This window comes from Streptomyces sp. SudanB52_2052 (genome assembly GCF_964272415.1).
Taxonomy (GTDB): domain Bacteria; phylum Actinomycetota; class Actinomycetes; order Streptomycetales; family Streptomycetaceae; genus Streptomyces; species Streptomyces olindensis.
In genome coordinates, this window is sequence record NZ_OZ186796.1 from 5,320,106 (window position 1) to 5,332,254 (window position 12,149).

At 71.8% G+C, this 12,149-nt stretch carries 14 protein-coding genes; 5 read left to right on the top strand and 9 right to left on the bottom strand.

All coding sequences use genetic code 11. The features are described 5' to 3' along the window. Positions 1-44 precede the first annotated feature (44 nt). The 3 genes from ACSUPV_RS23805 to ACSUPV_RS23815 all read left to right on the top strand — a co-directional run bounded on the left by ACSUPV_RS23805 (position 45) and on the right by ACSUPV_RS23815 (position 1,749). Positions 45-560 carry a YbaK/EbsC family protein gene (locus ACSUPV_RS23805; RefSeq protein WP_436948514.1) on the top strand — a complete coding sequence of 172 codons (516 nt, stop codon included), beginning with the start codon at positions 45-47 and terminating at the stop codon, positions 558-560. After that, positions 557-1,402 carry an EamA family transporter gene (locus ACSUPV_RS23810; protein WP_436948515.1) on the top strand — a complete coding sequence of 282 codons (846 nt, stop codon included), beginning with the start codon at positions 557-559 and terminating at the stop codon, positions 1,400-1,402. The genes ACSUPV_RS23805 and ACSUPV_RS23810 overlap by 4 nt, the downstream gene beginning before the upstream one ends. Positions 1,403-1,473: 71 nt before the next feature. Then, positions 1,474-1,749 (top strand): DUF1876 domain-containing protein, encoded by a 276-nt coding sequence (locus ACSUPV_RS23815; RefSeq protein WP_031117884.1) that lies wholly within the window; start codon positions 1,474-1,476, stop codon positions 1,747-1,749. 94 nt (positions 1,750-1,843) lie between these two features. On the opposite strand, the gene ACSUPV_RS23820 is transcribed toward ACSUPV_RS23815, so the two are convergent. After that, the gene (locus ACSUPV_RS23820; RefSeq protein ID WP_037758671.1) at positions 1,844-2,332 is read right to left on the bottom strand and encodes a MarR family winged helix-turn-helix transcriptional regulator; all 489 of its coding nucleotides are present in this window, start codon (positions 2,330-2,332) and stop codon (positions 1,844-1,846) included. Positions 2,333-2,439: 107 nt separating this feature from the next. Here ACSUPV_RS23820 and ACSUPV_RS23825 point away from each other — a divergent pair, with 107 nt between their 5' ends. Continuing rightward, positions 2,440-3,081, top strand: coding sequence for an FMN-dependent NADH-azoreductase (locus ACSUPV_RS23825; RefSeq protein WP_031117886.1), 642 nt, complete (start codon positions 2,440-2,442; stop codon positions 3,079-3,081). A 38-nt stretch (positions 3,082-3,119) separates the two neighbouring features. Here ACSUPV_RS23825 and ACSUPV_RS23830 read toward each other — a convergent pair whose 3' ends face one another. From ACSUPV_RS23830 to ACSUPV_RS23855, 6 genes are all read right to left on the bottom strand, one after another. Further along, positions 3,120-4,283, bottom strand: a complete 1,164-nt coding sequence (locus ACSUPV_RS23830; protein ID WP_436948516.1) for a serine hydrolase domain-containing protein — start codon at positions 4,281-4,283, stop codon at positions 3,120-3,122. 37 nt (positions 4,284-4,320) lie between these two features. Beyond that, positions 4,321-4,776 carry an organic hydroperoxide resistance protein gene (locus tag ACSUPV_RS23835; protein WP_031117888.1) on the bottom strand — a complete coding sequence of 152 codons (456 nt, stop codon included), beginning with the start codon at positions 4,774-4,776 and terminating at the stop codon, positions 4,321-4,323. A gap of 107 nt (positions 4,777-4,883) precedes the next feature. Beyond that, positions 4,884-5,345 carry a MarR family winged helix-turn-helix transcriptional regulator gene (locus tag ACSUPV_RS23840; RefSeq protein ID WP_037758678.1) on the bottom strand — a complete coding sequence of 154 codons (462 nt, stop codon included), beginning with the start codon at positions 5,343-5,345 and terminating at the stop codon, positions 4,884-4,886. A gap of 10 nt (positions 5,346-5,355) precedes the next feature. After that, entirely contained in the window at positions 5,356-6,123 is a 768-nt protein-coding gene (locus ACSUPV_RS23845; RefSeq protein ID WP_436948517.1) for an energy-coupling factor ABC transporter ATP-binding protein, read from the bottom strand. Then, entirely contained in the window at positions 6,111-6,872 is a 762-nt protein-coding gene (gene cbiQ / locus ACSUPV_RS23850) for a cobalt ECF transporter T component CbiQ (protein WP_037758680.1), read from the bottom strand. The genes ACSUPV_RS23845 and cbiQ overlap by 13 nt, the downstream gene beginning before the upstream one ends. A gap of 1 nt (position 6,873) precedes the next feature. Beyond that, positions 6,874-7,974, bottom strand: a complete 1,101-nt coding sequence (locus tag ACSUPV_RS23855; protein WP_382615868.1) for an energy-coupling factor ABC transporter permease — start codon at positions 7,972-7,974, stop codon at positions 6,874-6,876. Between the two features lie 169 nt (positions 7,975-8,143). On the opposite strand from ACSUPV_RS23855, the gene ACSUPV_RS23860 reads away from it, so the two are divergent. Further along, positions 8,144-8,509 (top strand): SsgA family sporulation/cell division regulator, encoded by a 366-nt coding sequence (locus tag ACSUPV_RS23860; protein ID WP_031117893.1) that lies wholly within the window; start codon positions 8,144-8,146, stop codon positions 8,507-8,509. A 39-nt stretch (positions 8,510-8,548) separates the two neighbouring features. Here the strand turns inward: ACSUPV_RS23860 and ACSUPV_RS23865 are convergent, their stop codons facing one another. Both ACSUPV_RS23865 and ACSUPV_RS23870 read right to left on the bottom strand, forming a co-directional pair. Beyond that, positions 8,549-10,219: a penicillin-binding transpeptidase domain-containing protein gene (locus ACSUPV_RS23865; RefSeq protein WP_037758685.1), complete on the bottom strand. Its 1,671-nt coding sequence runs from the start codon at positions 10,217-10,219 to the stop codon at positions 8,549-8,551. A gap of 97 nt (positions 10,220-10,316) precedes the next feature. Further along, positions 10,317-11,948, bottom strand: coding sequence for a penicillin-binding transpeptidase domain-containing protein (locus ACSUPV_RS23870; RefSeq protein ID WP_436948518.1), 1,632 nt, complete (start codon positions 11,946-11,948; stop codon positions 10,317-10,319). Positions 11,949-12,149 lie beyond the last annotated feature (201 nt).

Here is a 12,149-nt window from a genome sequence, read left to right on the forward strand (position 1 = left end):
AACAGCCTCGCGTGGCCAGTACACGCACCGCTACCGTGCCCTCCATGACGACGACAGCCGCCACTGACGCCGAGAACTCCGGAGCACACCCCCACTTCGTCGAGGCCCTGCGCGGTCTCGGGCTGGAGGGACTGGTCGGCCGGGTCCGCCGGTTCCCGGAGGCCACCCGTACCGCCGCCGAGGCCGCCGCCGCGCTCGGGTGCGAGCTGAGCCAGATCTGCAAGTCGCTGATCTTCGCCGCGGACGGCGTGCCCGTACTGGTGCTCATGGACGGGGCCTCCCGCGTGGACGTCGAACTCGTGCGGAAGGAGCTCGGGGCGGAGAAGGTCACCCGGGCCAGGGCCGACGTCGTGCGGGAGACCACCGGGTACGCCATCGGCGGCGTACCGCCCTTCGGGCACCGGACCAGGACCCGGGTGCTCGCCGACCGTTCCCTCCTCGCGCACGACGTCGTCTGGGCCGCCGCCGGGACGCCCTACACCGTCTTCCCGATGGTGCCGCGGGACCTCGTCACCCACGCCGGCGGCACGCTCGTGGACGTGCGCGAGCGCACCTCGTGACGCCGCTGGTCACCACCGCCGTCCTGCTCGCCGCCGTCACCCACGCCAGCTGGAACGCCATCGCCCACAAGATCACCGACAAGCTGGCCGGCTTCGCGCTGATCTCGGGCGGAGGGCTCGCCATCGGGCTGACCCTGGCGCTGTTCGTGCCGTTCCCGGCGGCCGGGGCATGGCCCTACCTGCTGGCCTCCGCGGCCATCCACATCGCCTACTACGCCCTGTTGATGAAGTCCTTCCGGCTGGGGGACTTCGGGCAGGCCTACCCCATCGCGCGCGGCACCGCGCCCCTCGTCGTGACCCTGCTCGCCGCGCTCTTCGCCCACGAGGTGCCGGACGGATGGGCCGCCGCCGGTGTCGCCGTGTCCTGCGCGGGCCTGACCGGCGTCGCCCTGTGGGGCCTGCGCGGGCACCGGCCCGACTGGGCGGCGATCGGGGCGGCCCTGGCGACCGGGCTGACGATAGCGGCGTACACCGTCGTCGACGGGCTGGGTGTGCGCGCCGCCGGGTCGTCCCTCGGGTACATCGCCTGGCTGATGGCGGTGCAGGGGGCGGCCGTCCCGGCGTACGCCGTGTGGCGGTGGCGCGGGCGGACCGCGGCGACCCTGCGGCCGTTCGCCGCGATCGGGCTGCTCGGCGCCGCGCTCTCCGTCGCCGCCTACGCCCTCGTCCTGTGGGCCCAGACCAGGGCCGAGCTGGCGCCCATCGCCGCCCTGCGCGAATCGTCCATCATCGTGGGCGCGGCGATCGGGGCCGTGTTCTTCAAGGAGCGGTTCGGGGTGCCGAGGATCGCGGCGGCCGGGCTGCTCGTCGTCGGGATCGGGCTGATGCTGCACGCCGGATAGGCGGTGTCAGGCGGGTGCGTTCGACCGGTGCGAGGAGCACCCTGGAACTAGGTGTTCCGGAGGTGATCGTCATGATGCACACCACAATGGGATGGCACGTGGAGCTGGAGTTCATGGAGGACGACCAGCACACCCGGGCGGCCGCGCTGGTCCGCCTGCCCGACGGCACCGAGGTACGGGCGCACGGGCACGCGAGCCGGCACCGGTCCGACGCCAATCAGCCCAGGGTCGGGGAGGAGATCGCCGGGGCCCGGGCGCTCAACGAACTCGCCATGCAACTGCTGACCAAGGCGCACGAGGAGATCGACCAGGCGTCCGGGCGGACCTCCCACCCGATCCACGTCTGAAGGATGCGCTCGGACGCTCTCGCGTCGGGCTGAGTACCGAGGTGTGCCCGGGCGGGCTCGTGGCGGCGGGGCGCGGTCCGGCAGGAGCAGCCCCTCACTCTCCTGGAGCGCCCCGCTGAGCGGTGAGCGCGACCCGGGCCAGGAGGTCTCGAAACTGGCCCCGATCCTCTTCGCTCAACTCCGCGAGAAGCTGTGATTCAGTGGCCGCGACATCGGTTCGCACGCGCTGCAGCTGCGCTCGGCCTTCGTCCGTCAGGATCACGTGGCGAGCCCGCCGGTCCCGCGGATTCGGGCGTCGCGACAGCAGACCCAGCCCTTCCAGGTCGTCGAGAAGGTAGGTCATCACCGTTCGGTCGAGGCCGACCCGGCCGGCCAGTTCGAGCTGCGTGGGGGGCTTTTCCTCGGTCGCGGCCAACGCCATGAGCACCAGGTAGGCGCGTGCTCCGCCGGGCAGTGCCTCCGCGGACTCGTCCGCGGCACGCCGAAGCGCCCCCGAAATGATGCGAATGGCCCACACCAGGTCGTTGTCCAGGTCTGGGCATTCAGCGCTGCTGCTCGCTCGGCCGCGGGGTTCAGAGGACATCCCATCACCGTAGCAGCATTCGGCATGCCGACAGACATTCTTGCCAGAAGATGTTCTGCTAGACATACTATCTGCGTCACAGCAGAACTTTGTGGAGGTACCGCACCGTGAACCTGTTCCGTCTCGACGCGAGCATCCGTACCGAAGGTTCGGCGAGCCGCGCCCTCGCCGACACCGCCGAGCAGGCGTGGCTCGCCCAGCACCCGGGCGGGGTCGTGACCCGGCGCGACCTCGGCGCCCAGCCCCTGCCCGGGGATGCGTGGACCGCGCTCGCCGGCGCCGTCGTCAACCCCTCCGTACCGGCCCCGGACGAGGCGCGCGAGCTCCTCGACCGTCTCGGCGCGGAACTCCTCGACGCCGACGCGTTCCTGTTCGCGGTGCCGATGTACAACTGGAATGTCCCGGCGCAGGTCAAGACCTGGCTCGACCTAATCCTGAATCACCCCCGGCTGGGCGTGCACGGTGACTGGCCGCTCAAGGGCAAGCCGGCGATCCTGACGTTGAGCCGGGGCGGCGGTTACGGGCCCGGCAGCCCGAAGGAGGGTTGGGACCACGCCACGCCCTACCTGCGCAGGATCCTGGCCGACGTCTTCGGCCTCGACCTGCACATAGCCGAGGCGGAGCTGACCCACGCGTTCTGGGATCCGAACATGGAGTCGCTGCGAGGGCTGGCCGAGGAGTCGATGAAGACGGGGCACGAGCAGGCCGCCGAGCACGGCCTGCGGGTCGCCCGGCTGATCACGGCCTGACGCCCCGGGTCTGTCTCGGCCCGAGCTGGGCGCAGGGGCTAGGCCCCCAGCACACCCCGTACCGCCCGCACCAGCCCCTGTGCCCGCGGGTCCGCCGTCACCGTCTTGCGGAAGCCGTTGGTGACGTAGCCGAAGGCGATGCCGGTCTCCGGGTCGGCGAAGCCGAGGGCGCCGCCGCGGCCCGGGTGGCCGAAGGAACCCGGGGTCAGCATCGGCGAGGCGCTGCCGTGCAGCATGTAGCCGAGGCCGAAGCGGGTGCCGACCACCAGGACCCGGTCGGGGCCCGCCGACTCCTCGGCCCGGGCCAGCTCCACCGCCTCCGGCGTGAAGAGGCGGGCGGCACCGGCCGTGTCGCCGATCAGCGTCGCGTAGAAGCGAGCCAGTCCGTCCGCCGTGGCGATGGCGTTGGTCGCGGGCAGGGCCGCGGCGCGGTACGCCGGGTCGTTCTGCTCCGGGAACGGGGTGATGGCGGCGAAGGCGCGGCGGGTGAGGGAGTCCGGGTCCTGGTAGGCCTCGGTGACCGAGCGCTTGGGGCGGGCGCGCAGGCCGCCGGCCGGCTCCGGCCCCTCGACGCGGCCCGCCCGTCCGACCCGGCCGGACTCCGACGCCGGCAGGCCGAGCCAGAGGTCCAGGCCCAGCGGTCCGGTGATCTCCTCGGCGAGCCACTCGCCGGTGCCCTGCCCCGTCACCCGGCGCACCAGTTCGTCGACCAGCCAGCCGTACGTCAGCGCGTGGTAGCCGTGGTCGGTGCCGGGCTCCCAGACCGGGGCCTGCGCGGCGACGGCCTCCGGGCCCCGCAGCGGGTCGAGGGCCTCCTCGGGGGTGAGGGGCCGGTCCAGGACCGGGAGCCCGGCCCGGTGGTTCAGCACGTGCCGGACCAGCACCCGCTCCTTGCCGCGCGCCTTGAACTCCGGCCAGTAGTGGCCCACCGGCGCGTCCAGGTCCAGCTGTCCGCGCTGGTGCAGCAGCAGGAGGACGGCGGCGGCGACCCCTTTCGTCGCCGAGCGCACGACCTGGGCGGTGCCGCGTTCCCAGGGAGTCGTGCCGTCGACGTCCTTGGTGCCGCCCCACAGATCGACGACCTTGTGCCCGTCCCGGTAGACGGCGACCGCCGCGCCCCGGTCCCCGAGCGTGGCGAAGTTCCGTACGAACGCGTCCCTCACCGGCTCGAAGCCCTCGGCCACTGTGCCGTGCACGTCCACGTCCGTACTCCTCCTGGTCTCGCCGACTCGCTCCTCTTCACCCAAGCAGGATCGTCACGTCGATGTTCCCGCGGGTCGCGTTGGAGTACGGGCAGACCTCGTGGGCGGCGTCCACCAGCCTGGTCGCGAGGTCGGGGTCGACGACCGGGAGGGAGACGCTGAGGGCGACCGCGAGGCCGTAGCCGCGCTGCCTGTTGGGGCCGAGGCCGACCTTCGCGGAGACCGTGGAGCCGGTGAGGTCGTAGCCCTCGCGGTTGCCGACCAGGATCAGGGCGTTGTGGAAGCAGGAGCTGTAGCCGGCCGCGAAGAGCTGTTCCGGGTTGGTGCCGTTGCCGTCGCCGCCGAGCTGCGGGGGCATCGCGACCTTGAGGTCGAGCTGTCCGTCCTGGCTGGTGACATAGCCTTCGCGGCCGCCGTGGGCGGTGGCCTCGGCGACGTACATGATCTTCGTGGGACGGGTGTCGTCGGTGGCGACAGCGGTGCCGTCGGTCATGGTGGGCCTTCCCCGGGAACTAAGGCGCGCAAGTACATCGTGCACAAGGTACTGGCCGGTAACCCGACTGTTGTTACCAGGGGGTAGCAACCGGGGGTAACCCGAGATCAGCGGGCCCGGTCCGCCGCCGCCCCGGCCCGTTCCGCCAGCCGCCACAGCTCCTGCCGGAGCCGTACCGCCTCCGGCTCGTCGAGCCCGGTCGCCGCGAGCAGGGCCCCGGGGACCCGCCCCGCGCGCTCCCGCAGTTCCTCCCCGCGCCCGGTCACGGCCACGAGCACCGACCGCTCGTCCCGCGCGGACCGTTCCCGGCGCAGCAGGCCCGCCGCCTCCAGCCGCTTCAGCAGCGGCGAGACCGTGCCGTAGTCGAGGCGCAGGGCCGCGGCCAGGTCCTTGACCGTGGTCTCGCCGCGCTCCCAGAGGACCAGCAGGACGAGGTACTGGGGGTAGGTGAGGCCGAGGTCGTCGAGGAGCGGACGGTAGGCGGCCGTCACCGCCCGCTGGGCGGCGTACAGCGCGAAGCACAGCTGCTGGTCCAGCAGCAGCGGACCGTCGCTCTCCTCGTTCGTCACGCGCCCATTGTCACGGACGGGCTCCAGCCGCCGGCACGGAACGCGGATCGAAACCGAACGGCAGCTCCAGACGGTGGACCCGCATCAGCTCCTCGTCGGACAGCAGCTCACCGGTCGGGCCGTCCGCCGCGATCACGCCCTCGCTGAGGACCAGGGAGCGCGGGCACAGCTCCAGGGCGTAGGGCAGGTCGTGCGTGACCATCAGCACGGTCACGTCCAGGGAGCGCAGGATGTCGGCCAGCTCGCGGCGGGAGGCGGGGTCGAGGTTGGAGGACGGCTCGTCCAGGACGAGGATCTCCGGCTCCATCGCCAGCACGGTCGCCACGGCCACCCGGCGCCGCTGCCCGAAGGAGAGGTGGTGCGGCGGCCGGTCCTTGAACTCCGCCATGCCGACCCGCTCCAGCGCCCGGTCCACGCGCTGCTCCAGCTCCGGGCCCTTCAGCCCGGCCGCCGCCGGCCCGAACGCCACGTCCTCGCGGACCGTCGGCATGAAGAGCTGGTCGTCCGGGTCCTGGAAGACGATGCCGACCCGGCGCCGGATCTCGGCCATGTGCTGCTTGCCCACGGGCAGCCCGGCGACCTTCACCGTGCCGGTGCCGCCGGTCAGGATGCCGTTGAGGTGCAGCACGAGGGTCGTCTTGCCGGCGCCGTTCGGCCCGAGCAGCGCGACCCGCTCGCCGCGCGCGATCGAGAAGTCGACGCCGAAGAGGGCCTGGTGCCCGTCGGGGTAGGCGAAAGCGAGGCCCGAGACCTCGAGAGAAGCAGTCACAGGGTCCATCCCAGCAGACAGACGGCGAGCGCCGCGCCCGGGAGGGCGAGGGCGTACGACCACTGCGCCCGGGACGCGGTCACCTCGTCGATCACCGGCATGGCACCGGCGTAGCCGCGGCTGACCATGGCCAGGTGCACGCGCTCGCCGCGCTCGTAGGAGCGGATGAACAGCGCGCCCGCGGACTTGGCCAGCACGCCCCAGTGCCTCACGCCCCTCGCCTCGAAGCCGCGTGACTCCCGGGCGATCCGCATGCGCCGCATCTCGTCCGTGATGACATCGCCGTAGCGGATCATGAAGGACGCGATCTGCACGAGCAGCGGCGGGAGCTTGAGCCGCTGCAGGCCCAGCAGCAGTTCGCGGAGTTCGGTCGTGGCGGCCAGCAGCACCGAGGCCGCGACCCCGAGCGTGCCCTTGGCCAGCACGTTCCAGGCGCCCCACAGGCCGTTCACGCTCAGGGACATGCCGAGGACCTCGACGCGCTCGCCCTCCGCGACGAACGGCATGAGCACCGCGAACGCCACGAACGGCACCTCGATCAGCAGCCGCCGCAGCAGGAACCCGGCGGGCACGCGCGCGACGGCCGCGACGACGCCCAGCAGCACGGCGTACAGCCCGAACGCCCACATCGCCTCCCGCGGCGTCGACACCACGACCACCACGAAGGCGAACACGGCGGCGAGCTTGGTGTGCGGCGGCAGACCGTGCACGGGCGAGTGCCCGTGCCGGTACAGCCTGTGCGCGTGTCCCGCACCCATGTCAGACGCCCGTGGTGCTGGTCGTGCTGGTCGTACTGGTCGCGCTCGTCGTGCTCGTCGTCTCCGACGGGGAGACGTCGGCCGTGCGGCGCCGGCGCACCGCCCAGAACACCGCGCTGCCCGCGACCACCGTCACGCCCACGCCGATGACCCCCGCCAGCCCCCCGGACAGGCGGGCGTCCTCGACGTCCTTCACGCCGTAGTCGGCGAGCGGGGAGCCGGCCACCGCGTGCTCCTCGGTCTTCCGGTCGATGCCGTGGTCGGCCGCGACCTTCTCCAGGCCGTCGGGGTCGGCCGAGGCGTAGAAGCTGACGAACCCGGCCAGGACCAGGGACGCGACGAGCCCCGCGGCCCACACCTTGCGGTGCGAGGTCCGGGCGGCGGCCGGCACCGGCTCGGGCTCGGCGGCGGGGGCGTCGACCAGTTCCCCGTTCACCCGCAGCTTGAGCTTCCGCGTCAGGCCGCGTGCCCCGTACACCAGGTCCGGGCGTACGGCGATGACCGCGCCGACGGTCAGGGAGGTGATCACGGCCTCGCCGATGCCGATCAGGACGTGCACGCCGACCATGGCGGTGGCGACCTTGCCGATCGAGACGTCGGTGGTGCCGCCGACGGCGTACATCAGCGTGAAGGCCAGGGCGGCGGCCGGGACGGAGACCAGCGCGGCGACGAAGGAGGCCGCGGTGACCGACCGGCGGGTGCGGGGCAGCACCTTCACCAGGCCGCGGAAGAGGGCGTAGGCGACGACCACGGTGACGATCGCCATGTTGGTGATGTTCACGCCGAGCGCCGTCAGGCCGCCGTCCGCGAAGAGGATGCCCTGCATGAGCAGGACGACGGAGACGCACAGGATCCCGGTGTACGGGCCGACGAGTATCGCGGCCAGCGCACCGCCGAGCAGATGGCCGCTGGTCCCCGCGGCGACGGGGAAGTTCAGCATCTGCACCGCGAAGATGAACGCCGCGACGAGCCCGGCCAGCGGCGCCGTGCGCTCGTCGAGTTCCCGGCGCGCGCCGCGCAGGCTCACGGCGACGGCGCCCGCGGCGATCACACCGGTGGCGGCGGACGTGGGGGCGTTGAGGAAGCCATCAGGTACATGCACCGTTCGATGATGTGGCTTGATGCGAACGGTTTGCAAGAGCGTGATGCTCGTTTTATCTCATCCGTGATATGTGCGGTCTCCGGGGGCGCAATCCGGAAAATATGCGACATTGGAGAGGGAGTGGACGCACAGTCTCCGCACAGATTGCGCACGGTGAAAGGGCCGTCCGATGTCCGTAGTCGAGCAGTACGCGCGAGCCCACATCGTCACGGACGCGGACGTGCCGCTGACCGACGAGCTGGAGGCGGTTCCGGTCACCCTCCGGTACGACCCGGAACAGGACCCCCGCGCGGTGCGCATCGCACTGCCCGGGACCGGCGGACGTGAGTGGACCTTCGACCGGGCGCTGCTGGAGGAGGGCCTGCGGGCCCCCACGGGCAGCGGCGAGGTACGGGTGTGGCCCTGCGGCCGGGTGCAGGCCGTGGTGGAGTTCCACTCCGCGCAGGGGGTGTCGGTGGTGCAGTTCGAGCGACAGGCCCTGCTGCGGTTCCTGCGGCGGACGTACATGGCCGCCGCGGAACCGGTCACGCACTGACCTTCCGGCGCTGACCTTTCGGGCACCGACCTTCCGGGCTCAGTCGCCCATCTTCAGCAGCGCCGCCACGATCGGGCCGGCCGTCGAGCCGCCGTGCCCGCCCTGCTGGACCACGCCCGCGGCGGCCAGGTCGCCCCGGTAGGCCGTGAACCAGCCGTTCGGCTTCTTCTGGCCGTCGACCTCGGCGGACCCGGTCTTCGCGCCGACGTCGCCGCCGACCCCGGCCATCGCCTCCGCCGCCGTGCCCGCTGCGGCCGTGTACGCCATCAGCTCGCGCAGCTGGGACAGCGTGCCCGCCGACATCCTGCGCGGAGCCGTCGCCAGCTTGCGGCCGTCGACGTCCGGGGAGACCAGGTAGGGCTGGTGGAAGGTGCCGGACTTGACCGTCGCCGACACCGACGCCATGTTCAGCGGGTTCATCCGGACCCCGCCCTGCCCGATCAGCGAGGCGCCCATCTGCGCCGCCGACTGCACCGGCACCGCGCCGTCGAAGGACGGCACACCGATCGCCCAGTTGTTCATCCCCAGCCCGAACACCTGCTGGGCCTGCTTGGTCAGGTCGTCGTCCTTCAGCTTCGGCGCCTGGCTGATGAAGGCCGTGTTGCAGGAGCGGGCGAAGCTCGCCTTGAACGTGCCGTTCTTGATCTCGAACTTGTCGTCGTTCTGGAACTTCCAGTGCCCGTACGTGAAGTACTTCGGGCACGGGTGCTTCTTGTCCGCCGAGGCGAGGCCCTTCTCGATCAGCATCGACGCGGTGATGACCTTCATCGTGGAGCCGGGCGCCAGGGAACCCTGGAAGGCGGTGTTGAAACCGGGCGAGGCGTTGGCCGCGGCCAGGATCTCGCCGGTCGAGGCACGCATCACCACCACCGACGACCGGGCCTTCTTCGCGACCTGCTGCTCGGCCGCCGCCTGGAGCCTCGGGTCCAGCGTGGTCTTCACCGTGCCCGGCGTGCCCTCGCTCAGCTCCAGCAGGGTCTTGTCGGACAGGTCCTTCGCCTTGGCGGCCTTCCCGCGCACGACCCGCAGCTCGATGCCGGCCTTGCCGCCGGCCTCCTTGCCGTACTTCTCGCGCAGCCCGTCCAGCACGGGGCCGATCGAGGCGTACTTCCGCTTGGTCAGTTCGCCGCCGTCCCGGTCGAGCGCCTTGACCGGGGGCGTGCCCGCCTCGCCGGTGACCAGCTCGTCGCCGTCCTGCAGATCCGGGTGGACGACCGCGGAGTGCCAGTCGACCAGCGGCTTGCCGTCGCTCGTGCGGCGGACGACGGTGAGCGCGCTGTCGTAGGCGAGGGGCTTCTCGGTGCCCTTGTAGGACACCGTGGCCTTGACGGAGAAGGGCACCTTGGCGCCGGTGGGCCGGCCCGGGGTGAGGGTGACGTCCTTGATGCGGGCGTCCTTGCCGTAGCCGGTGAGCAGGGCCCGGGCCGCGGCCGCGTCGTCGGTGGCCGCCGCGGCCTGCGGGACCTTCCCCGACTGCCAGGCGGTGAGGAAGGCCCGCGCGGTGGTGGTGACCTCGGAGGGCGACAGCGGGCCCGTCTTCACCTTGGCCTTCTGATCCGAGGCGGCGCGCGCCCCGTCGTCGGCCGCGGCACCGCCGCCGTACAGCGCGTAGGCGCCGGCGCCGGCTCCGACGACGACCACGGCGATCATCCCGCCGATCACGGCGGGCTTCGTCTTCCGTCGCTCGGCGACGCGCCTTCTGTTGCCCACTTCTGTCCGTTCCTCCGGTGAATCCCCAGGGTCCCCGTTGCCCTCAGCTGTCCCAACGACGGCCACCACCCTAGAGTCCCGTCACGCGGAGGTGAGATCAGCCACCTGTTCGTAGCACGGCTGCGACAATCGGCCCGGCCGCGTCGCCGCCGTGGCCGCCCTGCTCGGTCATGGCCGCCGCCGCGACGTCGTTGCGGAATCCGGTGAACCAGCTGTTGGTGGCGTTGCCGTCGACCTCGGCGGAGCCGGTCTTGGCGCCGATGTCGCCGCCGAGTCCGGCCATGGCCTGCTGGGCGGTGCCCTGGGTCGCGGTGAGCCGCATCATCTGCTTCAGCTGCGCGGCGGTGCTCGCCTTCAGGCCCTCGGCCCGGGCGAGGGGCCGGCCGTCGAGCTCCGGCGAGACGAGGTAGGGCTGGCGGAAGGCACCGGTGATCGCGGTCGCGGTGACCGAGGCCATGTTCAGCGGGCTCATCTGGACCTGCCCCTGGCCGATGGCGCCGGCCGCCCGGTCCGGTCCGCTGACCGCGGGGACGCTGCCGTCGAAGGAGCCGATGCCGGTCTTCCAGTTGTCCTGCCCGAGCCCGAAGTGCTGCTCGGCCTCCTGGGTCAGCGAGGCGTCCGTGAGCGGCTTCTCGTCGATGAGCTTGATGAAGGCCGTGTTGCAGGACCGCATGAAGCTGTTGGCGAGGGTGGCGTTCTCGTTGGGCTCCATGCCCGTCAGGTTCTTGAACGTCTGGCCCTGCCACACGGCGGTGTCCGGGCAGGGCGCGGGGCCGTTCATGGAGGTCACGCCGTTGTCGATGAGCATCGCGGCGGTGATGATCTTCATGGTGGAGCCGGGTGCCGCCTCGCCCTGGAAGGCCGCGTTGAAGCCGTCCGTGCGGTGGTTGGCGACCGCCAGCACCTCGCCGGTGCTGGGCTTGACGGCCACCACCGACGACTGGGCGAACCGCTTGACCGCCTGCTCGGCCGCGGCCTGCGCGCTCGGGCTGATCGTGGTGGTGAGCTTGCCCGGCTTGCCCTTGGCGAGGGTCAGCAGCGGGGTGTCGGGGGCGCTCCCGCCGGCGTGCCGGACGACCAGCTCGATGCCCGGGGTGCCGCCGGCCTCCTTGCCGTACTTGTCGCGCAGGGCGTCCAGGATCGGGCCGAGAGAGGGGTACTTCTCCTTCGTCAGCTCGGAGCCGTCACGCCCCACGGCCTCGATCGGCGGGGTGGACGACGTCTCCGTGACGAGGGTGTCGTCCCGCCTCAGCTCGGGGTGCACGACCGACGGCTGCCAGTCGACCAGCGCCCGGCCGGTGGTGAGGCCGCGCACGACCTTCAGCTCGCTGCCGTAGCTCAGCGGCTTGGACTTCCCGCCGTAGGACACCTTCGCCTTCACGGTGTACGGCACGGTGGTGCCCTTCGCCGCGCCGGGCGTGATCCGCACGTCCGTGATGTGCGCGTCGTCGCCGAATGCGGTCAGCAGCTGCTCGGCGGCCGCGTCGTTGTTCGTGTACGACGCGGCCTGGGCGGCCTGGCCCTTCTCCCAGGCGGCGAAGAACGCGGCCGTCGTCTCCTTGACCTCGTCCTGGTCGGGCGGGCCCGACTTCTTCTCCGCGGCCACCCCGCTGGTGCCGCCCCCGTCACCGTCCAGCGCGCTCACGATGTTGTAGGCGCCGTACCCGGCCCCACCCACCATCACCGCGAACACGCTGCCTATGACAGCGGCCTTGACCCCCTTGCCCATTGGGCGGTCCCCTCCCCGTTGAGCCTCACGCGCCCTCTTGAACGCGTTCAGAAAGCTCGATCCGGGTGCACTCTATGCGCAGGGGGTGTCAACCGGGACGTGAGTTTCGATTTTTGACCGAACAGAGGTCAGACCCAGGTGTCCAGCCACATGCGTGAACGCCAGTCATCGATCGGATGACCTGGCCGGTGTGCAGGGGGC

What these genes read in the sequence shown, in the direction of transcription:
- ACSUPV_RS23805 (WP_436948514.1), top strand. Translation starts at nt 45, where the DNA reads ATGACGACGACAGCCGCCACTGACGCCGAGAACTCCGGAGCACACCCC.
- ACSUPV_RS23815 (WP_031117884.1), top strand. Translation starts at nt 1,474, where the DNA reads ATGATGCACACCACAATGGGATGGCACGTGGAGCTGGAGTTCATGGAG.
- ACSUPV_RS23820 (WP_037758671.1), bottom strand. Translation starts at nt 2,332, where the DNA reads ATGTCCTCTGAACCCCGCGGCCGAGCGAGCAGCAGCGCTGAATGCCCA.
- ACSUPV_RS23835 (WP_031117888.1), bottom strand. Translation starts at nt 4,776, where the DNA reads ATGACCGACGGCACCGCTGTCGCCACCGACGACACCCGTCCCACGAAG.
- ACSUPV_RS23845 (WP_436948517.1), bottom strand. Translation starts at nt 6,123, where the DNA reads ATGGACCCTGTGACTGCTTCTCTCGAGGTCTCGGGCCTCGCTTTCGCC.
- cbiQ (WP_037758680.1), bottom strand. Translation starts at nt 6,872, where the DNA reads ATGGGTGCGGGACACGCGCACAGGCTGTACCGGCACGGGCACTCGCCC.
- ACSUPV_RS23860 (WP_031117893.1), top strand. Translation starts at nt 8,144, where the DNA reads ATGTCCGTAGTCGAGCAGTACGCGCGAGCCCACATCGTCACGGACGCG.
- ACSUPV_RS23870 (WP_436948518.1), bottom strand. Translation starts at nt 11,948, where the DNA reads ATGGGCAAGGGGGTCAAGGCCGCTGTCATAGGCAGCGTGTTCGCGGTG.